General features: G+C 36.8%; 20 protein-coding genes. 8 read left to right on the top strand and 12 right to left on the bottom strand.

What is annotated here, in order from left to right; genetic code table 11:
- Positions 1 to 77 precede the first annotated feature (77 nt).
- The gene (locus tag M2265_RS07800) at positions 78 to 533 is read left to right on the top strand and encodes a hypothetical protein (protein ID WP_237682699.1); all 456 of its coding nucleotides are present in this window, start codon (positions 78 to 80) and stop codon (positions 531 to 533) included.
- Between the two features lie 17 nt (positions 534 to 550).
- On the opposite strand, the gene M2265_RS07795 is transcribed toward M2265_RS07800, so the two are convergent.
- Positions 551 to 1,627 (bottom strand): resolvase, encoded by a 1,077-nt coding sequence (locus M2265_RS07795; RefSeq protein ID WP_132771146.1) that lies wholly within the window; start codon positions 1,625 to 1,627, stop codon positions 551 to 553.
- Between the two features lie 133 nt (positions 1,628 to 1,760).
- Here M2265_RS07795 and M2265_RS07790 point away from each other — a divergent pair, with 133 nt between their 5' ends.
- The 6 genes from M2265_RS07790 (at position 1,761) to M2265_RS07765 (ending at position 10,729) form a co-directional block, all read left to right on the top strand.
- Positions 1,761 to 2,321, top strand: a complete 561-nt coding sequence (locus tag M2265_RS07790; protein WP_132771147.1) for a hypothetical protein — start codon at positions 1,761 to 1,763, stop codon at positions 2,319 to 2,321.
- A 490-nt stretch (positions 2,322 to 2,811) separates the two neighbouring features.
- A complete protein-coding gene (locus M2265_RS07785) occupies positions 2,812 to 3,372 on the top strand; it encodes an RNA polymerase sigma factor (RefSeq protein ID WP_021190203.1) in 561 nt (186 codons plus the stop codon).
- Positions 3,373 to 3,434: 62 nt separating this feature from the next.
- Complete coding sequence (locus M2265_RS07780) at positions 3,435 to 4,568, top strand: FecR family protein (protein ID WP_132771148.1); 1,134 nt, start codon at positions 3,435 to 3,437, stop codon at positions 4,566 to 4,568.
- Positions 4,569 to 4,612: 44 nt separating this feature from the next.
- Positions 4,613 to 7,966 (top strand): SusC/RagA family TonB-linked outer membrane protein, encoded by a 3,354-nt coding sequence (locus tag M2265_RS07775; RefSeq protein WP_207902457.1) that lies wholly within the window; start codon positions 4,613 to 4,615, stop codon positions 7,964 to 7,966.
- Between the two features lie 27 nt (positions 7,967 to 7,993).
- Complete coding sequence (locus M2265_RS07770) at positions 7,994 to 9,859, top strand: RagB/SusD family nutrient uptake outer membrane protein (protein WP_132771149.1); 1,866 nt, start codon at positions 7,994 to 7,996, stop codon at positions 9,857 to 9,859.
- A 297-nt stretch (positions 9,860 to 10,156) separates the two neighbouring features.
- Positions 10,157 to 10,729, top strand: coding sequence for a GNAT family N-acetyltransferase (locus tag M2265_RS07765; RefSeq protein ID WP_132771150.1), 573 nt, complete (start codon positions 10,157 to 10,159; stop codon positions 10,727 to 10,729).
- 42 nt (positions 10,730 to 10,771) lie between these two features.
- On the opposite strand, the gene M2265_RS07760 is transcribed toward M2265_RS07765, so the two are convergent.
- Positions 10,772 to 11,302 carry an HAD family hydrolase gene (locus M2265_RS07760; protein ID WP_132771151.1) on the bottom strand — a complete coding sequence of 177 codons (531 nt, stop codon included), beginning with the start codon at positions 11,300 to 11,302 and terminating at the stop codon, positions 10,772 to 10,774.
- 247 nt (positions 11,303 to 11,549) lie between these two features.
- Here M2265_RS07760 and M2265_RS07755 point away from each other — a divergent pair, with 247 nt between their 5' ends.
- A complete protein-coding gene (locus M2265_RS07755) occupies positions 11,550 to 11,933 on the top strand; it encodes a DUF6896 domain-containing protein (protein ID WP_264599344.1) in 384 nt (127 codons plus the stop codon).
- Between the two features lie 175 nt (positions 11,934 to 12,108).
- On the opposite strand, the gene M2265_RS07750 is transcribed toward M2265_RS07755, so the two are convergent.
- From M2265_RS07750 to M2265_RS07705, 10 genes are all read right to left on the bottom strand, one after another.
- Positions 12,109 to 12,504 (bottom strand): hypothetical protein, encoded by a 396-nt coding sequence (locus tag M2265_RS07750; RefSeq protein ID WP_132771153.1) that lies wholly within the window; start codon positions 12,502 to 12,504, stop codon positions 12,109 to 12,111.
- Positions 12,505 to 12,936: 432 nt separating this feature from the next.
- Positions 12,937 to 13,686: a LytR/AlgR family response regulator transcription factor gene (locus tag M2265_RS07745; protein WP_206368140.1), complete on the bottom strand. Its 750-nt coding sequence runs from the start codon at positions 13,684 to 13,686 to the stop codon at positions 12,937 to 12,939.
- Between the two features lie 7 nt (positions 13,687 to 13,693).
- A complete protein-coding gene (locus M2265_RS07740; RefSeq protein WP_132771154.1) occupies positions 13,694 to 15,607 on the bottom strand; it encodes a histidine kinase in 1,914 nt (637 codons plus the stop codon).
- Positions 15,608 to 15,734: 127 nt separating this feature from the next.
- Entirely contained in the window at positions 15,735 to 18,353 is a 2,619-nt protein-coding gene (locus tag M2265_RS07735) for a carboxypeptidase-like regulatory domain-containing protein (protein WP_165905928.1), read from the bottom strand.
- 49 nt (positions 18,354 to 18,402) lie between these two features.
- On the bottom strand, positions 18,403 to 19,197 hold the full coding sequence (locus M2265_RS07730) for a GLPGLI family protein (RefSeq protein WP_132771156.1): 795 nt from the start codon (positions 19,195 to 19,197) through the stop codon (positions 18,403 to 18,405).
- Positions 19,198 to 19,321: 124 nt separating this feature from the next.
- On the bottom strand, positions 19,322 to 19,588 hold the full coding sequence (locus tag M2265_RS07725; RefSeq protein WP_132771157.1) for a hypothetical protein: 267 nt from the start codon (positions 19,586 to 19,588) through the stop codon (positions 19,322 to 19,324).
- Positions 19,589 to 19,621: 33 nt separating this feature from the next.
- Positions 19,622 to 19,873, bottom strand: a complete 252-nt coding sequence (locus tag M2265_RS07720; protein ID WP_132771158.1) for a hypothetical protein — start codon at positions 19,871 to 19,873, stop codon at positions 19,622 to 19,624.
- An 801-nt stretch (positions 19,874 to 20,674) separates the two neighbouring features.
- Positions 20,675 to 20,887, bottom strand: a complete 213-nt coding sequence (locus M2265_RS07715; protein ID WP_132771159.1) for a nuclear transport factor 2 family protein — start codon at positions 20,885 to 20,887, stop codon at positions 20,675 to 20,677.
- A gap of 108 nt (positions 20,888 to 20,995) precedes the next feature.
- Positions 20,996 to 21,667 (bottom strand): MBL fold metallo-hydrolase, encoded by a 672-nt coding sequence (locus M2265_RS07710; protein ID WP_132771160.1) that lies wholly within the window; start codon positions 21,665 to 21,667, stop codon positions 20,996 to 20,998.
- A 57-nt stretch (positions 21,668 to 21,724) separates the two neighbouring features.
- The gene (locus M2265_RS07705; RefSeq protein ID WP_132771161.1) at positions 21,725 to 22,300 is read right to left on the bottom strand and encodes a Crp/Fnr family transcriptional regulator; all 576 of its coding nucleotides are present in this window, start codon (positions 22,298 to 22,300) and stop codon (positions 21,725 to 21,727) included.
- Positions 22,301 to 22,360: the final 60 nt, after the last annotated feature.

Genomic DNA, 22,360 nt, shown 5'->3' with positions numbered 1-22,360 from the left:
ATCGTGAAAAGGTCAAACAAATTTTGGCAATGATTGTACTTGAAAGAGTTTGTTTATTAAAAAAAAATAAAGCGACAATGAAAAAAACTGCTGCCTTTACTTTTTTTAGCCTCTTGCTGACAATAACGATTCTAAGTTGTGCAGATGCTGAAAGAAAGAAAAACAACTTCCCTAACGAACTTAAAAATACCAACTGGATCATTCAGGAAGGAGGGCTTGTCACGATAGATGGTGATACAACCTTTCGCTTATCAAAAAGAATAGATACGGCACTTATTTTCAATTTTTACGCAGTAGACTTTCTCGATCAAGAAAGATTTACAAGTTATGATAGTTGGGAATGTGGCAATGATTGTTTCACACAAATATTTGGAAGATATTATTTCACCAAAGCAGATCAAATTGAAATGCAGGTTGATAGCATTGCCCGATCTGGAACATGTGAAGCCCCAACCCAGGTTTTCACCATATCAAAAGTCATGTCCTTTAATATGGTGAAAAAAGGTGATCAACTGCAGCTGATCAGAAAATAGCAGTTATATATTCTTAACTAAAATAGATTCGGCTTCAACTGAATTTTTATGTAAGCTGTCTTTTGGTTTTTACCCTTCGCCGGCGCTGAATTTGTCGGGAATACTTCAGCATAAAAAGTGTCGTTATCCGCCCAAAAAGCTTTTTTATGATCTGCAATTTTGAAGTTCGTAAAATTAATATACAGCAGGTTTTCTTGATCAGAAACTTGCTCCGCGTATTTGTTAATGGTAAAATCACTTCCTACGTCATTGTTTGAATTGACATAAGAAATCCAATTTTTACCTGGAATAATCTGTGGATAACCACCGGTAAACGTTCTAAAATTAACTTCAGGTTTTATCGTATAAAACGAGTAGTACATATCGTATACTTCAGGCGATTCTTCTTTGAAGATCTCTAAATTTAGTGTAGGAGACTGCCCGATATATTCATTGGATAACATGCCGTCTTCTGTATGGACATTCTCATGCTGCACAATCGTGGTTTCTTTTCCATTTTCCGTATACACCCAGTTGCCATCTTTCAGTTTTACTTTCGGATTTTTCACTAAGACTTCATCGATTCGATTTTTAGAAGCTGTTTTAAATTCTTGTGCTGAAACCTCTGCTATTGTACCGAATTTGCGGAATGATTTATTTTTAAAATCTTGAGTTTTCTTCAATAAGCTGCTTCTGATCTCATAAAGATCTTTACCTTCTAAGGTCAAATCAAATGAGGCTGTGAATTCTGACTTCAAAACAAAAGCTTCAATGCTATTCGAAATGTTATTATCAATGCTAAAGTGGATCGCGTAAAAATCATCAAACTCCTCAAATCCGTAGTAATTTTCGAGTTTATTTTTAGCTACTTTTAGGTGATCAGCATCTTTGCTTGGAGCCATAAAAAAATGAACTGAATCTAGTTTAGTAAATAATTGAAAGGGTACATCCTGTATATTATCTACACCTTTTATCTTTTTGAAATCGGTTAGTGTAATGATTTTCTTCGTAACTTCAGTGGTCTCTTTACTAGTTTCAGTTGCTTTAGGAGACGGACTACATCCCACAAAAGTAACAACTAGGGTGGATATGACGAATGGATATAATGTTTTCATTTTTTGTGTCTTTTAGCAAAGATATTACTATTCAAATTGGCTTAATATGGCCGAAAGCAGGGATTTATTGAAGGGCATATTTTAGACAATTTTAAAAAAGATAAATGAAAGACTTTAAAATTATTTAATACACATGAAAAATGTAATCATCAACTTCTCTTTTGCGATGGCTCTACTCGCTTCTTGCTCACCAGTTGCCGAAAAGAAAGGGGATAAATCTACTGATATAGTTCCAAAAGTAGATACAGCCGCTGCGCCTGTTCTTCGAAAAAATACGGTAACTAAAGTGGATCTTCCGACTGATCTTTCAACCTTAATCCCTATTGATGTATTGGATAGCACAAGTACAAATGTGTATGTGAAATACGGTATAGAATTCTCCGGGAACTGTTATTCATGCGATTTAGCTAGTTTATCCATTACAAAGAATAAAATGATATGGACCAATGTCTGTGATGAAAAAGACACTTTTGAAATTGATGATTTCGTTGCTTCTATCGAAGGAAATAAAACAACTTTAAAAACATCAGAACGCACGTATATTTTAACAAAAATAGATCCTGCACCTGTTTATGAGCTGGTATTAGAAGGGAAGAAACTGGAACTAAAAAACAAAAGAATATCAAAGTTTTTTACAGTTACAGAAGCTTTACCACTTTTTAAAGAACATGATTGTGGCGATTTTGGAGGATAATTAATGATTACTGTTCAACTTCAATTCGAACATAAAATTGAATATGTCGAGCATAGAGTTTGTAATTACATTCCAAAGAAGAGAAAAGAACGAAAAACATAATTTGAGAATGCGATTTTTTTGGGTGCTGATCTCGAAGAGTTGCCAAGGGCGTCTGCGTTCATAAGCAAAAGTTATCAATCGAATATCTTTTAAACCCGTTTGGTCGTTCCAAACGGGTTTTTTATATGATCCTTTTTTCCTTTTGGTTTTAAATCATTTTCCTCTGAATTAACTAAAAATGAAATATTATATGCTACAGTCTTTAAAATTCAGCATATGTTTATTATGGGCTTTATCATGAATTGAAAGGCAAATAAAAAAATAATGCTCCTTTTTTATGAAGGATTAAAAATTAAATAAAAAACTATCCAGCACTTGTAGTGATATAGGATTTTGTTATCTTGCCCGCAACAACTATAAACTAAGGACCCATTATCTTATTCATATCATGTACACGGAGAATCTCTATTCTTTAGAAGAATTATATCTTTTGGTGAAAAGATCTGACGTGGATGCTTATAATGTATTGTATGAAAGAACTTGGAAAGGTTTATATCAACACGCTTTTTCAAGGTTAAATGATGAATTGATCAGTAAAGAGATTGTGCAGGATGTATATATTGATTTATGGGTCAAGCGCCATGAAAAAGAAATTCAACAGGTAAGTAACTATCTGTATACAGCTATACGGTACAAGATTATTGATCAGTTTAGGAAATCGACTAAAAAGCTAGAAAGTCTAGAAACGATTGTTGAGTACATGGCAAGTGTGGATCAGGCAGATCATAATTTTAGAGAAGAGGAACTTCAAGTTCATCTAAATTACTGGATTGATAAACTGCCGAAGAAAAGAAGAGAAATTTTTAAACTCAAATATTTTGATGACTTGAACAATAAGGAGATTGGCGAAATATTAAATGTTTCTCCAAAAACTGTTCAAAACCAATTATTAACAGCCTCCAAATGGTTGAAAAACCAGTTGAAGGAAATATTATTTTTATTTTTTTAATTTTTTGGGAGTTTTGCTATAAATCACGACATATAATAAAGACCAACTTATAAACTTTATATATGTCCACTAGTAAAACTAGAATTAGAGTATTTATTATAAATATTTTTAATAAGTATTTATCCGGTAAAACCTCAGAAAATGAGGATCAACTAATTGAAAAAATATATGACCGTCTCGATATTCACGATCTCGATCATATCGATTATGAATCCATTAATAAAGATATTAAACAGCAAGTTGACGCTGCCATAACCCGGAAAATTAAAATTTCCAATCGAAAAAAGCATTATCAGATAGCGGTTGCGGCAAGCGTATTGTTTGTTCTTTCATTAGGTGCTTTATTCTTGTACCAAGGAAAGGACACCATTATGTCTTTAAGTAGAAGTAAACATACTGCTCGTGATTTCCCTCAATTAACCCTCAACAGAGAGCACCGCATTAATCTTCTCGACTCACTACCAGTAGGCAGTACACTTCACAAAAAAGGAGAGGGGCATATTTTAGATCTGACACATATGGAGCGATCACAAAAAGTCGAACTTATTGAAATCAATAATCCATCCGAAACCCCTTTTACCGTTGTTTTAAAGGATCAAACAAAAGTTAGCCTCAATAAACATTCTTCCGTTTCATTCCAGTCCAATTTTGGGATACACTCAAGGGAAGTGATGGCGGTAGGGGAAGTTGATTTTGACGTTTCTAAGCAGCAATCTCAAGATAAGTGGGTTCCTTTTACTGTCCGAACTAAGCTACAAACCATTGAAGTCTTGGGGACACAATTTCATGTTTCGACGACTATACCAGGAGAAGAAAATGTACTGTTGAAAGAAGGTAGCATCAGGTTGGCACATAATCATTCGGACGGTACGGTTATGCTTAAACCTGGAGATAAAGCATTTCTTCAAGAAATACAACCTAAAATTATGATTTCTTCGCAAAGCAGCAAAGCTAAAATAGATTCATGGAGAAGAGGCGAATTTTATTTTGAAAATGAAAAACTGAGACAGGTTATGGACGAAATCGGTACCTGGTACGGCAAATCGATTGAAATGAGTGATGACACAGGTGCTAAAACACTTACCGGAATATTTACAAGATACAATACTATCGAAGATGTGCTGCACATGATCGCACTCACAAATAGTGTTGATTTTAAAGAAAAGAAAGGAGTCATCTATGTAACAGTCAAATAAACAGTTAACAATTAAAATCACCAATTTTTTTAATAAACTAATTTATGAATCAATTGAAACCAAAACAAACAAAACAAAATATTCGGGGTGTCAGAATCCTGATGTATCTGGTCTTATTGACCATCTGCATCACTACGACGAGTTCTAGTCTGAAAGCAACGTTACAAAAAGAAATTTCCATTGAATTTAATAATGTAACGATTAAGCAGGCGTTGCATGATCTTCATGGAAAGATGGGTGTTAAATTTGTTTATTCACCTAATGATATTGATGAAAATAAAAAAATAAAACTATCATTTCACAATGAAAAGTTAGAAAGTATTCTGAACAAATTGTTTACCGGGATGAATGTATCTTTTGTTATGAAAGACTACACCATTATTCTAAAGAAATCAGCAAAAGTTGAACAAGTTATTCAGAATAGGATTATTGAAGGGCAGGTATTGACCGAAAGTGGTAACCGCTTATCAAATGCTACCGTTACTGGAAATGTGAGTAACCGGAGTACATCTACAGATGATAACGGACGCTTTAGTTTAAATGTTTTACCTACAGATCGTTATATTTCCGTTCGTTTGGTCGGTTATGCACCTGAACAGATTGAATTAACAGATAGAAATTCGTACAGAATTGTTTTAAAGGATAGTGTAAGTGCGCTGGATGAAGTTGTTGTTGTTGGTTTCGGTACCCAACGTAAAGCTTCAGTAGTAGGAGCCATTACCACCATACAGCCAAAGCGTTTACAAAGTGGTACAACACGTTCTTTAAGTAATAATCTTGCTGGCCAGCTGTCCGGAGTGATTGCTGTTCAACGTTCTGGAGAACCAGGATATGATAATTCTAATTTTTGGATCAGAGGCATCAGTACATTTGGCGGGAATCGGAATCCTTTAATTTTAGTTGATGGCGTGGAGCGATCATTGGATAATATGGATCCCGAAGAAATCGAATCATTCTCTGTCCTTAAAGATGCTGCTGCCAGTGCCGTTTACGGTGTTCGGGGAGCAAATGGCGTCATCTTGGTCAATACAAAAAGAGGAAAAGTGGGTAAGCCGAATGTTTCGTTTCGATTTGAAGAGGGATTAACTTCTCCCATTCAGTTACCAAATTTTGTCGGGGCTGCAGAATACCTAGAGGTTATGAATAGTATCCGTGAAGAACGCGGTGAAACAGGGCTGTATTCGCAGGAGCGCATTGATAATATCCGCAAGGGTGTAGATAAAGACCTGTATTCAGATGTCAACTGGTTGGATGAAATCTTAAAAGATAGAGCAGGAAACAGCCGGGGAAATTTAAGTGTCAACGGCGGTTCAGATATTCTACGTTATTCCTTAGTTACTTCATTTTATAGAGAAGGTGGAATCATAGAAAGAGATAAGAAGCAGGACTGGGATTCTTCTTCCAAATTAAATCGGTACAACGTACGTTCCAATGTAGATATAAATGTCAGCCCGACTACCTTATTTCGGTTGAATATTGGCGGTTATCTTCAAGACCGCAATCGTGCACCTCAAAGTGTTGATGCTCTTTTTCAGGAGGCATTTACAATTCCCCCATACGTCCATCCAACCATTTACTCGAGTGGAGAAATACCACGTACCTCGGGACGTACCAATCCGTGGGCGCTAGCGACGCAACGCGGGTATGAAAGATTAAGTGATAGCAAAATTGAATCCTTGTTTTCCATAGAGCAAGATTTAGCCTTTTTTTTAAAAGGGTTAAAAGCAAGAGGTCTCTTTTCTTTCGATCGTTATTCTAGCACTTCTGTAGTACGAAGTAAAGATCCAGATTATTACAATCCGGCCATAGGAAGAGATGAAGAGGGACGTTTGAAACTTGTTATAGATAGCTATGGGCAGGAGTTCTTAGGTTACAGCAAAGGATCAGATTGGGGAGATAAGAGTATGTATTTAGAAGGAGCAATTAACTATGCTCAAAATTTCGGAAACCACAATGTTGAGGGGATGGTGCTCTATAACCAACGAAACTACGATAATGGCGATCTGTTACCCTACCGTAACCAAGGTATTGCAGGTCGTTTTTCCTACAACTACGCTAACCGCTACATAGGTGAGTTCAATTTTGGTTATAATGGATCTGAAAATTTTGCTCCTGGTAAAAGGTTTGGTTTCTTCCCTTCTTTTGCATTGGGATGGTATCTATCAGAAGAAACTTGGATGCAACATCTGAGAAGTACGGTCAATAAACTTAAGTTCAGAGGTTCCTACGGTTTAGTCGGAAATGATAAACTGGATGGTCGGCGCTTCGCTTATATTACCACCATTAATGAGTCCACGGGTTATTCGTGGGGTATCAATAATGATTTCAGGCGATCGGGCAGAATTGAAGGGGATCAGGGAAATCTTGATTTGACATGGGAAACGGTACAAAAGACCAATGTAGGTTTTGAACTGGGTCTGTGGAATGCGCTTGACTTTCAAATCGATTATTTTACAGAAAAGCGCAGCAATATTTTTATGCAACGTCGGTCTATACCCGGCTCCAGTGGATTTACAAATGCGCCGTGGGCAAATTATGGTAAAGTGAATAATCAAGGAGTAGATGCATCTGTTGAATTTAGTAAAGCATTGAATCCGGATTTATTTCTATCAGTAAGAGGTACATTCACTTATGCACATAACAAAATCATTGAGCAAGATGAGCCATCAGCAGTAATTGGCACATCCCGTTCTTCGACAGGGAAGTCAATCGGACAGTTATTTGGTTTAGTGGCAGATGGTCTTTTTGAGGAACAGGATTTTGCCGATGTCGCTAGTGGACAATTAAAAAGTGATATTCCTAAACATACTTTTGGCCCTGTTCGTCCTGGAGATATTAAATACGTAGACCTGAACAATGACGGTGTGATTGATGCATTTGACAGAACTGCAATAGGTGGTACAGAAGATCCTCAGATTGTATACGGTTTTGGAGCAAATGTGCGCTATAAATCTTTTGACTTTGGCTTCTTTATGCAAGGACTTTCCAAGACTGACCGTATTATCGGAGGATCTAATTTTATTCCTGGTAGTTCCAATGGTGCTATGGGAAATATGTTTGATAACGTATCCGACCGTTGGACAGTAGCCGATCCCAGACAAGATGTTTTTTATCCCCGTTTGTCAGATTATCAAAGTTCCAATAATAATATGGCCTCAACCTGGTGGTTGCGTGATATGAGTTTTTTGAGATTGCGAAATGTTGAACTAGGTTTTAATATGCCTTCCAACTGGATAAATCCCATTCAAATAAAAAACCTACGTATTTTCTTAAGAGGGAATAATTTATTGACTATTTCAGATTTTAAGCTTTGGGATCCGGAGCTAGGCGTAAATAATGGTATGCGCTATCCAATTATGAAGTCTATGTCAATAGGCATGGAATTGAATTTTAAATAACAGCCTGATTACTATAAAAATACTGTAATGAAAAAATCTAAGATATTAATATCCATCATTTTTATAACCTTTGCCCTAACCTCGTGCACAAAATATTTGGATAAGATGCCAGATGATCAATTGACATTAGAAATGGTGTTCAATGATAAAACGCGTACTGAGGATTGGCTTGCAGGTATATATAGTAATATTCCCGATCCCTATTGGGGCTATACCCGTTCGATCGGATGGGATCCACTATCAGACGATATGGCGCCATCTACAGGATGGGAACAGTTTGGTTGGACCTTACTTGCAAAACAAACCGGCAATTGGAATCCGACTAGTGATTGGGATCCTAATTATTGGAGCGAGCTGCCTAAAAGAATCCGCTCTGCCTATATCTTTTTAGAACATGTCAAACCCAATGCTGCACAATTGGTAACCGAAGACGAAGTAAACCTGATGAAGGCGGAAGCTCGTTTTATGATTGCTTATTATTATTCGCTGTTGCTGGAAACATACGGAGCAATACCTTTTCAACTCGGTATGGCAGATCCCAATGGCAGTGAAGAAGAGTTAATGCTAGGTCAAACGCCATTTGACAATATCGTCAAATGGATCGATCAGGAACTATTAGACCTGTCTGCGGTGCTGCCTGCAAGTTACACTAATACACAAAAATATGGAAGAGCTACTTCAATTATGTGCTTAGCTGTTAGGGCAAGACTACTTTTATTTGCGGCAAGCCCTTTAGTTAATGGCAATAGCGCCTACAAATCTTTTGTAAATAATAAAGGAGAGGCCATTTATAATGCAACATTCGATGCGAATAAATGGGGCATTGCCACGCAAGCCAGTAAATTGCTTATCGATCGTGCCGAAGCTTCTGGACATAAGCTCTATTATGAATATAATTCAGATGGAAGCATAGATCCATTTATGTCGTATCTGAATATGATGTTCAGAAGACCGCAAGATGGCAATAAAGAAATACTATTCGCAAGACCTAATTCAGATTTTGGTGAATACGATCGACATGCCCAGCCACGTGGGACAGGAGGCAATGGAGGTTTAGGAATCACCCAATCATTGGTTGATGCATTTTATATGGAAAATGGGCGTACCATCAATGATCCCCTCTCAGGGTATCGGGAGAAAGGATTTTCAAGTGCCAATGAAATCCGGAATACACAATGGGCAGAATCCAAAGGAGGAGGTATTGTAACCCTACAGGGAACTTTTAACATGTACACCCATCGAGAACCACGGTTTTATATTTCTGTGCTGTATAACGGCGCTTGGTTTAGGAGAGAAAATCGAACAACTGAATTTTATTTAGGAAGCTGGGATGGTGGACCGACACATGATGCGCCACAGAACGGGTACCTGGTACGAAAAAAAGTACACCCCGATTATGACCCTCGCAACGGCACGAATCCTTATCGGCCAGGTATTCTCTATCGTTTAGGAGAAGCATATCTTAATTACGCCGAAGCATTAAATGAAAGTAACCCTGGTCACGCCGACATATTGAAATATTTAAATTTAATTCGGGAGCGGGGAGGTATTCCACAATATGGAACAGGGCCGTCCGCATTACCCGTTCCAAGCAGTCAAGAGCAAGTACGTCAGGCTATTCGTCAAGAAAGACGTGTAGAGCTCAACAATGAGGGAATTCGTTATCGCGATATTCGTAGATGGAAAATAGGAGAGCAGACTATTGATGGTAATTTTTATGGGATGAATTTTTCTGGTACAGAAAAAGATGATAACGATGCTAATCCGAAAGCGTTTTTCAAAAGGTCAGTATATCAGAAACGTCTTTTCTCAGAAAAAAATTATTGGTTTCCAGTACCTCAATCGGAAATTGATAAGAATAAAAATTTAGTTCAAAATCCTTTCTGGGACTAGGGTAATCATTATTGCATTTTTATCATGCTATTAATTTTCTAGCCGTCAACACAAACTAAGTGTATTGTTTCTAAAAGTATCGCACTTTTGGAAATAATACATTCAGTTTGTATTATGTTTTCACAATGATGGTACTCCTTGATATTGAATTTATCATCTCACTATTTAAGGAAATACGAACAACCCGTCTATTAAAAAAAACTCCAACTTAAAAGAATCAAACTACTGTTATAAATAGTATTGCGGAACTTATGTATATTAGGCTAGTATAAGCAACTATAAGCCACAAGCACAAAAATGAATATAGAAACATTTTTCTCATCTGAATTGATTCTTGAAAACGAGTCAATTTTTATGCGCCCTTTGACCATTCATGATATTGATACAATAGAATCTATTAGCTATAGTACAGCACTAGGCGAATTTGGAGCAAGAGTAAAAAACAGAAATGATCTAACAGATTATTTTAATTTCTGTCTTCATGCAAAACAGGAAATGGAATTATACCCACTCATCATTATCAGGAAGGAAGACAGTGATCCAATCGGATTAACGATGTTTGGAAATATCAGTTTTCAGCATAAAAGATTAGAAATCGGATGGACATGGATTGGCGAAAAATATCAAGGAACAGGTATAAATGCAATTTGTAAAAGACTTCTCCTTGACTATTCCTTTGACATCTTAGATCTACGTCGAGTAGAATTTAAAATAGATATCAACAATCTCAAATCACAAAGAGCAATAGAAAAGATCGGGGCGGTTAAAGAAGGGCTTTTAAGAAATTACAATATTCAGTCTTATGGTGAAAGTAAAGGAACGTATGTTTACAGTATTCTTCAAGAAGAATGGAGAACAATGCCTAAATGATCAGTAATGGAGTTATTACGCGGTGAAGAAAAACCATTTAAATTATCCATTTCTCCAAAATCTTTTTTCAATTATGCGAACATTTTCGGCGTCTTTCAGTGTTTGAAGATAATTCGATAACTGTAGCAATTCATCATCCACAGGGTCTCCGGTGAATTCAGCTACCTGGACTGCATTACCATAGTTTAGCATTGATTTTTCAGCTGTATCATCGATTATAAGCGTCCTTTCTAACTTAAATCCTTTTTGCTTTATTTTAGATAATCTTTTTACAAAGTAGTAGTCATCAGTCACACTTTTACGTTTTTTTGTCGTTCGCGATCTTCCCCAGACAAATTCAAATGTAATATGCGCAGGTTTAATTCTTTCAACCAATTGTTTTACATAAACATCGTCTGCCGAACTCCATATTGCTAATTTGAAATCCCTTGCTAATAACGTAAGGAAGTGATCTAAATAAGGTCTTTTATAAATGAAATATGAACCCATTTTGAAGTCTTCATCTCTTGCTAGTTTATTTTGCACAGCATAAAGCAGGGTTTCGTCTAGATCCAAGACTATTAGGGTTTCCATTTTACAATCATAAGGAGATTTTCGCAATATTTTACCCGAAATTTTCAGATGTCACTAAAATTGGATCATTTTAATAATCTTCAACAATCATGTCTCTCATTTGGACCAGATAAGATTGATTATTCGAAAAAAGTATTAACAGATCACTGAAAATTAAATACTTTAATTTTTTTTAACAAGGACAGAGGAGTATTATTTTTACTTTTGAAAGGAACAAAGTAATTACAGTAATTTTATTCTGAAAAACATGCGAGATCTAGATATCTTCTATTCCAACTTTATTGAAAAGTTAAAATTAGTATTGCGATATATATTGGAAAATTTTGGGGATAAAGAAATCTTGATGCGAAAAAACCAAGGACTTATTCAAAATCGAAATTTTGGCATCAAAAATTCTCAGATTAAAGGATATGTTTTTCATGGTTATGGTTGCGATTTTAGTTTTAAAAATGAAAATGTGGATATTGAATTTGAAAACGATAATATTGGATTTACAGATTGGAGTTTTTATTTATTCGTGAAGGGGAATAATTCAGAGATAACAGAAGCAATGTGTAAAGCATTTTTGAAAGAAAAAGTTGAAAAACAAGAATTAAGATTTCTAAATAAAATATATGAGATTAATGAATAGCAACTTTTATGAAAATGCGTTCTACATTTAAAGTTCAAATTACTTAAATTAATTTTTATATTCCTTAAGATGGAAATAAAAAGCAATAAAGTACACCTAAACCAAGGGTTATTTCAACTTTGTGATATGGTCTAGAAACTATAGATCCATATTTCTGAAAAAATAAATCAGGTTATTAGTTATAGAGTCTCGGTGTTTGCAGAATTTTTAGGTCTTTTTCAAGTTTTTTTAAACGATCGTCATAGTTGGACGTTATCTGATCTACCTTCTGTTTTATTGCAATCCCGTTCTGTAAAGTAATAGTGGTAAATAATTTTATATCGCCCAAAACTTCTACGTAGTGTAAATCTTCGTTTCCCACATCCTTTTGCACTTCAGCAGAAGTTGATAATGGAAGGCCAAATTTTTTTATAATATCTTCTTTTTTCATACCAACTGATTGCGCATCTGCAAATCGGCTTTGAGGTATTGCTTGTCTTATTTGATTTTGAGTTGTCAAATGAGACGAAAAACATGAAGTTAGCGTGAAAATTAAGTAACCGCAAGAAACTAAACTATAAAATTTTCGCATAATGATTGGAGTAATAATAAAACAATGGATTACTTATCTGTAACCGTAATTTATAAATATACAGATTGTTATCTTTTAAATCGTGAAGGTTTTCTTATTTCTATGTAACTTTTTATAATCTAAATTTCTTAAACTGTAAGATATAATTATCCGCTTCAGCGTTAGTAATTCGATATATACGTTCTTAGAATCAATTAATATTTACATCTATAAAACAAAGCAACTATAAATTGCTAGTCAAGGGTCTGAAGAGCTTTCAAATCTTTTGAGTATTATCCATTTCTTGGTGATTTCCTGCTTTCATGATCGAATCCTATTAAATATTTTAATACGATTTATTATCAATCAGATGCAAAACTCCTATAGCTTATAGCAGTTTTGCATCCTGTACCATTTAATTTTAATGCATAAGAAGGTGAAGCAAGACAGCTATCAGGCTAAATTTTCCAGATACAATAAGACCTCTTCCTTTTTTCTAATTGATACCGGTATCATTTCTTTATTGGTCATTTCGAGAAAACCCTCCCGATAGTATTTTTTTACATATAAGAAGTTTACTAAATAAGACTGATGGCAACGGAGAAAACCACATCTAGTCAGCATATTCTCATAGAGCTTGAGCCCTTTAGAGACCAGCACCTCTCTTTTATCTGTGAGAAAAAACGAAGTGTAACTTTTATCGCTTTTACAGTAAATGATATCATCCATCGATACGATTTCGATATACTCTTGACTTTTGAGTGCAATCCTCCGATTTAACGGGGTTTCCGGAGAGAGGTAGTGATCTTTTGCTAGAGTAACACGTTCCAGATCCACAGTCATTTGCCCACGGTGCTGTCGGCATTTATCCAGCATGGCATGCAGGGACTCTTTGTTTACAGGTTTTAAAAGATAACCAAGTGCTCCCAGGTTCAGCGCTTCAATGGCGTACTGATCGTATGCTGTTAAAAAAACGATCTGGAAATTTTCTGTTCCGATCTCATCAAACAATTGAAAGCTATTGCCATCCTTCAGTCTAATGTCAGCAAGGATCACATCTGGTTTTAAAAAAGGTATTTCCACTGCCGCCTCAGCGATCCCTTCGGTATAGCCAACCACCTTGATGTCCGGCATTTCATTCAGTATCTGCAGCAGATGGCGCAGAATAATTTTTTCGTCTTCTAAAACGTAGACCTTTATCATAGTTTCCTTATATATTTTTGATAATGGGTAAATTTATTTTAATGCTAATGCCTTGTTTGCCAAAGGCTTTTTTTTCAATGAGCTCAAAATGTGCATGCTGATTATTGAGTCTATATAATAACTGCAGACGTTCTCTCAATATATCTTGCGCCAATGATTTCTTTTTCTGACTTGATGTTTTTTGGTGTGTTAGACCGCTTCCATTATCATCGATTGTTATGATAATTTCATTTTTCTCTAATTCAACCCGGATAATAAGTTCGCCCTTATAAGCAATATTCCTAAACCCATGCTCGATCGCATTTTCTACAAAAGGTTGCAACAACATAGGTGGTATAAATACCTCTTCGGTATCCAGTTGTTCATCTATATCTATGCGGTAGCCGAAAAGGTTGGGATAGCGCATCTGTTGCAAATGGATATAATTTTCGAGCGAGATAATTTCTTCATTTAGATCTATAAAATCCATCCGGCTCTGTTCCAGTATATCCCGTAGCAATTGGGAAAACGAAGAAAGGTAACGTACAGATTCTGTGCTGTCTCCTGTTGCGATGAGACCTTGCAGGTTGGCTATGGAATTGAAAACAAAATGTGGATTGAGCTGGGTCTGCAAAAGTTTATGCTCCAGTTTTAGTCTACTGTTATCACTGTTTAGTAGTTTGTTTTTTTGCTTAAGACTTTTTTGCTGATAGACGGTATAGATGAGTGCAAGCAATCCTGCTGCCAAAGCTAGACCTGAAAACAGCATATATTTCTGTTGCCTAATGATGTCTTCATTATGCTGATTTTTACTCTTTAAGGTCAGAATATTGCGATCTTTTTTTTCTGCTTCATATTTCTCTTCTATTTCCGCAATGTTAGCCGCTTCGATCTCTTTAATCGTTTTTACTTCGAGTTGGCTAGCCATATCTAAGGTTTCATATGCTTTTCTGTAATCACCTTGTAGTACATAGGCCTCGGACAGGCCTTTGTAAAGAAGATACCTAGGTTTATCTGACATATTCTTCTTATTCAGTGCAATCGCTTTTTTGTAATAATATACTGCAGAATCTAGTTGGCCGATATTTATAAAGCTTTTGGCTAAATTGTTGTAAGCTACATCATGGATATCGTTGTTTTTTTCTAAAATGGAAACAAACGCTCTGCTCATCTTTAGACTTTCATCATAGAATCCCATACGGGCGTAGATTTGCGCTTCGTTGTCGTAGGTACGTGCCAGGGCGAGATTATCGTTAGAGGCTAATGCGAGCTGTTTTGCCAGTTTGTTGTATTTTGCCATTTTCTCATAATCATCCAGTCGGGATGCTAGCAAGAATATCATATCGTAGTAGCGTCGTTTGATAACAGGGTGCTCCTTATAGGGGTGAGCGTGATAATATTTGTCCACATATATTGCGGCCGCCTTTTCGTTTTTATTCTGATAAAATGACTTGGCGGTCAGGTCATAAAAATAGTAAGTAATCCTACTGGATGAATTTTCTGCTTTTTGAAGGAGTTCTTGTATTTTTTTCATGACAGCAGCATCCACCACGTTGCTTTCGCTAGTCTGCTGATCAAGCGAAGCCGATTTTTTTAAAAAATAGAGATCGCCAGACTGTTGCTGCACGTTCATACTATCTAGCGAAGCAGACGCATTTTGAGGATCGTTTCCCCAATATTTAAGCTTCGCCTGAAAGAAATAATGCATTGCTTTTGATACACTATCTTTCCTTTTCGAAAGGATACTGTCTTCTAAGGTTATGGCCTGTATTTTTGCCTTTAGCGGTAAAGTATCTGTGGATATGAGAAAAGCAATATAATCTTTTTCTGAAGTGTTATTTTCCTGTTCCCAGGTGCTGGAAGAACTACTACTTTCACCGCAAGAAAACAGCAACAGCGTAAGCAATAATACGGTAATATAGTTTATTTTGGTAGAAGCCATGCTAGATGAATGTAAATTATATTTAAAGGTAATGCAAAGTACCCGTACTATTGAAAAATTAGCAAAATCTGTCACCTGTCAATCTTATTTATTTAAGGATCGGATTGCACATACTTTCCAAGGTTCGTTAAAAACTCAGGTTTATGCCAAGCATAACCTGTCTTGGACGTAGCGCATAAGATTGGGTCGACTGATGGCTGTCCGAAAGCACAGATTGCGTAAATGTATCTATATTGAAGATGTTTTTTGCTGTAAGTTCCAATTGCATTTTTTTTAGGATAAAATACTGTAGAGAAAAGTCTGAGAACAGATAATACTGACTTGGGTTGTACTGCCCTTTTTCGAATCGGTACAGTTCGTTTTTCAGTGATGTACGTATTTTTTTACTCAAGCGGGCATTGATATTCGCTTCAAACTTAGACTGGACAACACTTCTTGTTGATCCATTTCGAAGTATCGAATTATGGAACTGCAGTCCAGTAAAAATATTAATAGGCCCTTCCCAGACACTTCGGTAGTCCAGACTTAGCTGGTAAACTGCGGTTTGTATCGGTAAGGGCGGAAGTCCTTTGATCTGCGTCTGGTAATTTGCCAGCTGACCATCCCCGGTAAGTCGTATATTACCTTTTATTCCAGCGACGAAATAGTTCAGCTGCGCATTAAAATAAGTCAGCGTTCTGTTTTTAAAAAGAACAAGATTGTTGCGGTTGTAGTCAGGATTCAGTTCTTGCTGTTGTCCGATGTAATCGAACTGCTGACTATATCCACCCGATAAGATTGTATACAGTTTATCCGTCATTTTACCTAAAGTATAGACTGCATTAATATGAAATGCATCTAGTACGGGATTTTCTTTTAAACCACTTGAAAAAGTCCGGTTTCCTTTATAAACAAAGTTGGGTAGTACATCAAGAGCATTTTGCGACATATTCATTTGGTAGGAAACTTCACTTCGCAGTTCCCCTTTGCTATGTGTTCTCCATAGAATAGTCGCTTTTGGAGACCATAATTTATTTATGCTGGACTGGGCCTGTGGAGCAAGTTTGTCCTGTAAGGTAGAGTGAAGCAGGCGTGCTGTGATGCTCGGTGTCAACTCCAGCCTTGGGGATTTCCAGGTATATTGTGCAGATAATGCTGTATTGCGTTCTTCAAAATTCAACCGATTAAAAAAATCTTTTGGACGATAAGTTTCTCCAGAACCATTCATCAGATAGAATGCCGAATTGAAGCCACGAAGCGTAATTTCATGCGCTATCGAAGCACTGAACGGGTTGCCTTTAGCATCGCGCTTTACTAACTCTGAGATCATTCCATAATATTCCACATTATTTTCGGTATCCTGCCATACGTTTTTTATACTATCAGCCTTTATACCTTCAGCTTCGAACAGATCGCCATAAAGGTACTGGTCTACCGCATAGTTGATGGGGGAATGCTGCCTGATCCAGCGGAATGAAGATACCAGTACGGCACGTTCCGCTAATTTCTGCGTGTAGCTCAGTAAATGGTTTGAAAGTAGACTGCGTTTTTTGATCGTTTCCAATGATCCGATACCATTGAATGTCAGTTCGCCGATATCATTAGCTTTGATATTGCCCAATGTACCTATATATGTAATGGTCGAATTTTTACCAGGATCATATTGAAGTTCCATTTTGCTGAAATAATTAATATCCGAATTGGTGTAATGCAGATCTTCTTGGTTTGTGAATTTTACATCTTCAATCGCATATTCGGATAAGCTCTGCCTCACAAAACTATTTTTCTTGCTGTTGGCAAAGCCCAGCCATTTTATCTTCAGATCTTTTCTTGGCGAAAAGATGCCATTGAAGGAGAGAAGCTTGTCGTTGTTGAAGTTTGACCGTTGCGGGTCAAACTCATTTAAGCTCGGTTTGTTCTCCAATAGGGAAGGAGTTGAGACCTGGAGACCCACCTGACCAGGTTCGTTCGGATCCTGGCTCAAGATGAGATGGTCTATACCACGTAGCGTCTCCAGACCATTATTGTTGGCCGATCCCAATAGATAATATTTTGTTTTTTTACCAAAATTCATCAGATTAGCCTGTGCATTGTAAAACTCAATAGGGATTACACTTGCTGACGCATCGATACTGCCTACCCATTGCGATTTACTTTCACTTTTGAGGGTCAGGTTGAGTGCTATCTTTTCAGAATGTTCAACTCCTTTCAGGTGCTTATTGTTTGAGTATCGCTGCAGTACCTGTACCTTTTCTATCGGATGTACGGTGAGGTTCTGCGTGAGCAGTTTGTAGCCTTTTCCAAATAAATCATCTCCTTCCACCATAACCTTTTCGATCTCTTTGTTACCCACTTTGATCGTGCCGTTTTCACTGATCTGCATACCCGGGATCTTGCGCAACAGGTCTTCAACGGTACGTTCTTCGCCCTGCAGATAGTTTTTGGCATCAAGTTCAATAGTATCGCGCCCGGCCCTAATAAATTTTTTTGGTGCTACATATACCTCCTGCAGCTGTATCCTGCTTTCTTCCAGCTCGATTGAAAGTTCCAGCGTATCTGAACTGAGATGAATGGATCTGTTGAGGGACTTGTAGGCCAGCGACTGAAAAATAAGCGTATAATTTCCATGACTTACCCCTGAAAAGAGGAATAGGCCTTTAGCATCTGTAAAGGAGTAATGCGAGCCTCCAGAACCATTCTCAGTAACGAGATTGACGCGAATACCAGCTGGGGTAGACGATGGTGCAGTTACCTTACCCCGTATCAAGGTTTGGCAGTAACTTTGTGAAAACTGTATTAAAAATAACAGCAAAAAGCTAATTCGAACCATGCTCCCATTCATACACCTGCTCTACTGTGCCTCGAGTCTTCGTTTTATTTTCGGTACTGAATTCAACCCCTTCAGGTAGTTTGGAACGCATAATGCGCATCTGCTCTGCAATCTTACGTTCATCCTGCTCTACATATTTTTTCAGTGACATCGTAGGCAAGGTTTGTACATAGTTGCGGTCTACAGGAATCTGACCTTCGAAAGGGTAGGAGACCTTTTTCAGTAACCAATAGTGCGGATGAGCACTTTCGGTATATAGCATCACAATAAGACCAGGAAGCCCTCCAAATTTGTACGGTCCGGCCGGTACAGGGATAGACGGGTCATAATAGGCTACTACTTTTGTACCCCGATAGTCTGCGGTCGCTTTTTTACACATTTTATCTCCGAATTTCTCCTCTTCCGGGTAATCGGTATTCCAGTTGATCGCTTTAAAGGTGTGATCTTCTACCAGGTAGTTTTTACTGTCCAGTGATCGGGTTTCTATCAGTCCCTTTTGTTTAGGATCTTGGATAACAATTTTACGGAATATTTTGCCTACATCCAGCACAACAGAAAGCTCACTCGACTCCATTTCATCTTCAGACTGGCCTGTGGTTGTTTCTTTTTTTAGCGAAATCGAGTCGCGGACCGCAATCTTTACAGTACCGTCATAATAGACATCCTCTTTAAAGGTTGCGACGGGCGAGGGAATATATTCGTAACTCGCCATCAGCTGTTGGGCTTTCGAAGTTAGACTTCCGCTTACCGCTAAAAGCAGTAAAATTACATTACGTATCATGGGTATTATATTTTAATTGTAGATTCGGTTATAGCGCATATGAAGAGCACTATAAATATGATCTGAGCCATAGAAAAAATAACACTATGGCTCAGATTAGAAAAGCTTTTCAATTTAGGATATCCTAGTTCATCGAAAAACCTTGATCAGTGTACATTTTTTTAATGGCTTTAAAGAACGTGTGGCACGAGCCATTGGTCGTTGTGATGTAATGATCGTAACCTACAGCATCACCGTTCACATAAATGGTTACAGACATTGTGCATCTCCATGCCTTTTCGTTCTTTACTGCAGTTTCTTTAGAAACATGTTTAGTATTCATTTCAGTTGCCATGCTCGAAGCATAAAGTCCAAATGTGGCAATCAGTGCAAATAATAGCTTTTTCATCATGTGTAATTTTTAGTGTATAATCAGTTGTTTTTGTTAATTCAGTTCGTATCCTTGTGAGGCATAGTACGATCTCATGGTTTTAAAAAAACCGCCACAAGACCCGGTACTCTGATAGGATAAAGTTGTTTCTGTATCCAAATAATTCCCGTTAGAATCATAGAATTTCAATCTGAATTCACAGAATATTCCAGCATCTTTCGCTTTTATCGGTGCCTTGCCCGATCCCGCAAATGCAGCTGAGGACATTAATCCGACAGCGCAAAGTGTCATTAAAATCTTTTTCATGTTCTTGTTTTTAAAGAGTTATTAATTGTAGTTTATACTATCAAATATAGATAGAGGGGAAGGGGAAGACTAAGGCTAAGCTATATTCGTTATAAAGTATCTGATATTCGCTGTAGCTAGACCAAAATACGTTAGCGTAGCGCAATATGACCGGGTAGTTATACGCATAAGGTTTAAATGCTTCAAGAGCCTAGAGATCGCGTAGTTATAGTTTAATCAACGAAATAGGCAAGAGCGAGATCGAAGCAATTTAACGATAGACCGAGGATAACGTGTACGTTACAAGTAAGAACTCGGTTCAAAACCATACACAGTGCAATTGTAGTTTTGAGTATTTTCTATTCTTGTTTAAAAACAGTATAAATTTTGTGTTTAATAACAATAGATTTGTGTGCATGCGTTGTAAGTGGTTTTTAGCCAGTGATCTGAGCGAGAGTTGATAGCACTTTTATCATTGGGGTTAATTTACTTTTTTTAATTTGAAGCCGTCTTAAGCTTCTCATCATTTTATCCTAAGGCATTAGAAGAGGTAACTCATTTCTCAATGGTTCTTTATAACTATTTTTCCATGTATAAGAGACATTTATTTGTGTTGTATCTTTTAATCCGTAAAAAAATGTATAATTTAGCGTAACACAATATAAAAACTTTAATTCGGTACCCCATTCCGATTATTAAAGGCTCTAGAGCACCTTCTAGAGCCTTTTTAGAACAGATGAAAAGTAGTGGGATTCGAGATCTCGCCGATAGGCTGCTTTTACTGTCCGACCTTTTTAACAACCATTCATTTCAAATGGATATTTAATGCTGTTCTGCGTTGTTAAATTGCCAAAGCACATTAACAATTTTCCAGGATCCATTAAGTTTAACAATATGCATATAGTCGATCCATTCGTCTGCAACCAACTTTACGGAAGCCGTTTTTGCAGATACGTCCAGTAGTATAACATCCTTTTTAGGAGAATTTGGAAATTTATCAGCATTTTTATTATAGCTTGCAGCAAGTAAAACCATCGATTCTGAAGTCGTTTCAGTCTGAATGATGACTAATTTAGGATCAATAATTCCATTCGCTATATGCTTTCAATGCTTATTGATAATAAGTTTATTAGGCACTTTCTGTTAAGAATAATGATTCGTCATAAACTGTTCTAATTCTCCCTTATCATATAAAACAGGGCCGTGTCCAAAACAAATGATCTTGGGCTTTAGGCTATAGATTTTTCGAATAGATGCTAGGTTCAATTTCTTATCCTTAGTAAATAGATCGGGTGGTTGGCTTAATCCGGTAACAGTCGTTATTAAATTCATATTCACAAGCACATCACCAAGGATTAAAACCCGATCTTCCTCTCTAAAAAATGAAATATGCCCCGGTGAATGTCCCGGAGTTTCGATAACAATAAAACTACCAATCGTGTCGCCCTCCTTTAAAATACGGGATACATTATGACCTTCTCCTGCCCAATAATATTGCTGAAACCGAGCAATAAAGTGCCTTTTATTCGGATATTCATTCGTGACATTTCCTGATTCCGCATTATTTTTTTCAAATTCAGAAGTCCAGAGTGGAATCTTTAACGTGTTGCATAGCACAGCAGAACTTCCCTGATGGTCAGCATGGGCATGAGTTAAGGCATGGGTGGTTATTTTTTTATATTTAAGTGCCTGTAGTATGGTTTTGCTTGAACTTCTTATTCCTGCATCAATCAGGACATCGTCAATGATATAGCAGTTGATACTGTTTCTTGGTAGTACCGGAATTTGGAATACATTTTTAGTGATCTCTTTCATTCTTGTTTTTTTTTATACAAAAATGTCTAATCGCTTATTGTTTCTCCTTGATAAATGTTAAGAAATCTCGCTTCTGATTCTACTTAATGATTCAGGAGTTATACCTAGATACGATGCAATATGGATAAGGGGTGTCCGTTGCACTATTTTTTCAGAAGATGTTTTTAAAAATTCAAGATACTTTTCTTTGGCTGGAATAGATTGGAGTTTTAACAGCCGATCTGCTAAACATAACACATTCTGTTCTGAGAAAAATCTTCCTATTCTTTCCCATTGGGGAACAGCTTCGTAAAGCTCCTGCATATCCTTGTAGGTGATGGCCAGCGTTTGCGATTTTTCCAGGCACTGGATGTATTCATAAGACTTTGACTGGTTTATAAAACTTGAATAGGAGGAAACAAAACCATTGTCACTCGATAAGTAGCTCGTTATTTCTTTGCCATCTTTTACGTAAAAGATGCGTACCAAGCCAATCGCAATAAAATGTAGGTGCGTAGATACCTGACCTTCTTCAAGAATGTATTCTTTTTGCTTAAACTTATGTTGTGTAAATTTTGACTTAATAATCGCAATGTCAGTCTCAGAAAACCTCGCGTAAGTTGAAATTAAAGCTATTAAATTATCGATTCCCATTGATCATCGTGTTGATGTGTATTTTTTTAATCTGTGCTATTTCCGAATATAAGCATATTG

The sequence above is a fragment of the Sphingobacterium kitahiroshimense genome (assembly GCF_025961315.1).
In the GTDB taxonomy this organism is placed as follows: domain Bacteria; phylum Bacteroidota; class Bacteroidia; order Sphingobacteriales; family Sphingobacteriaceae; genus Sphingobacterium; species Sphingobacterium anhuiense.
Note: the sequence above shows the minus strand (reverse complement) of the source record. Positions and strands in the feature narration are given on the sequence as shown.

What these genes read in the sequence shown, in the direction of transcription:
- M2265_RS07785 (WP_021190203.1), top strand. Translation starts at nt 2,812, where the DNA reads ATGTACACGGAGAATCTCTATTCTTTAGAAGAATTATATCTTTTGGTG.
- M2265_RS07745 (WP_206368140.1), bottom strand. Translation starts at nt 13,686, where the DNA reads ATGATAAAGGTCTACGTTTTAGAAGACGAAAAAATTATTCTGCGCCAT.
- M2265_RS07790 (WP_132771147.1), top strand. Translation starts at nt 1,761, where the DNA reads ATGAAAAATGTAATCATCAACTTCTCTTTTGCGATGGCTCTACTCGCT.
- M2265_RS07765 (WP_132771150.1), top strand. Translation starts at nt 10,157, where the DNA reads ATGAATATAGAAACATTTTTCTCATCTGAATTGATTCTTGAAAACGAG.
- M2265_RS07705 (WP_132771161.1), bottom strand. Translation starts at nt 22,300, where the DNA reads ATGGGAATCGATAATTTAATAGCTTTAATTTCAACTTACGCGAGGTTT.
- M2265_RS07725 (WP_132771157.1), bottom strand. Translation starts at nt 19,588, where the DNA reads ATGATGAAAAAGCTATTATTTGCACTGATTGCCACATTTGGACTTTAT.
- M2265_RS07775 (WP_207902457.1), top strand. Translation starts at nt 4,613, where the DNA reads ATGAATCAATTGAAACCAAAACAAACAAAACAAAATATTCGGGGTGTC.
- M2265_RS07720 (WP_132771158.1), bottom strand. Translation starts at nt 19,873, where the DNA reads ATGAAAAAGATTTTAATGACACTTTGCGCTGTCGGATTAATGTCCTCA.
- M2265_RS07750 (WP_132771153.1), bottom strand. Translation starts at nt 12,504, where the DNA reads ATGCGAAAATTTTATAGTTTAGTTTCTTGCGGTTACTTAATTTTCACG.
- M2265_RS07710 (WP_132771160.1), bottom strand. Translation starts at nt 21,667, where the DNA reads ATGAAAGAGATCACTAAAAATGTATTCCAAATTCCGGTACTACCAAGA.
- M2265_RS07760 (WP_132771151.1), bottom strand. Translation starts at nt 11,302, where the DNA reads ATGGAAACCCTAATAGTCTTGGATCTAGACGAAACCCTGCTTTATGCT.
- M2265_RS07730 (WP_132771156.1), bottom strand. Translation starts at nt 19,197, where the DNA reads ATGATACGTAATGTAATTTTACTGCTTTTAGCGGTAAGCGGAAGTCTA.
- M2265_RS07755 (WP_264599344.1), top strand. Translation starts at nt 11,550, where the DNA reads ATGCGAGATCTAGATATCTTCTATTCCAACTTTATTGAAAAGTTAAAA.
- M2265_RS07780 (WP_132771148.1), top strand. Translation starts at nt 3,435, where the DNA reads ATGTCCACTAGTAAAACTAGAATTAGAGTATTTATTATAAATATTTTT.
- M2265_RS07715 (WP_132771159.1), bottom strand. Translation starts at nt 20,887, where the DNA reads ATGGTTTTACTTGCTGCAAGCTATAATAAAAATGCTGATAAATTTCCA.
- M2265_RS07795 (WP_132771146.1), bottom strand. Translation starts at nt 1,627, where the DNA reads ATGAAAACATTATATCCATTCGTCATATCCACCCTAGTTGTTACTTTT.
- M2265_RS07740 (WP_132771154.1), bottom strand. Translation starts at nt 15,607, where the DNA reads ATGGCTTCTACCAAAATAAACTATATTACCGTATTATTGCTTACGCTG.
- M2265_RS07800 (WP_237682699.1), top strand. Translation starts at nt 78, where the DNA reads ATGAAAAAAACTGCTGCCTTTACTTTTTTTAGCCTCTTGCTGACAATA.
- M2265_RS07770 (WP_132771149.1), top strand. Translation starts at nt 7,994, where the DNA reads ATGAAAAAATCTAAGATATTAATATCCATCATTTTTATAACCTTTGCC.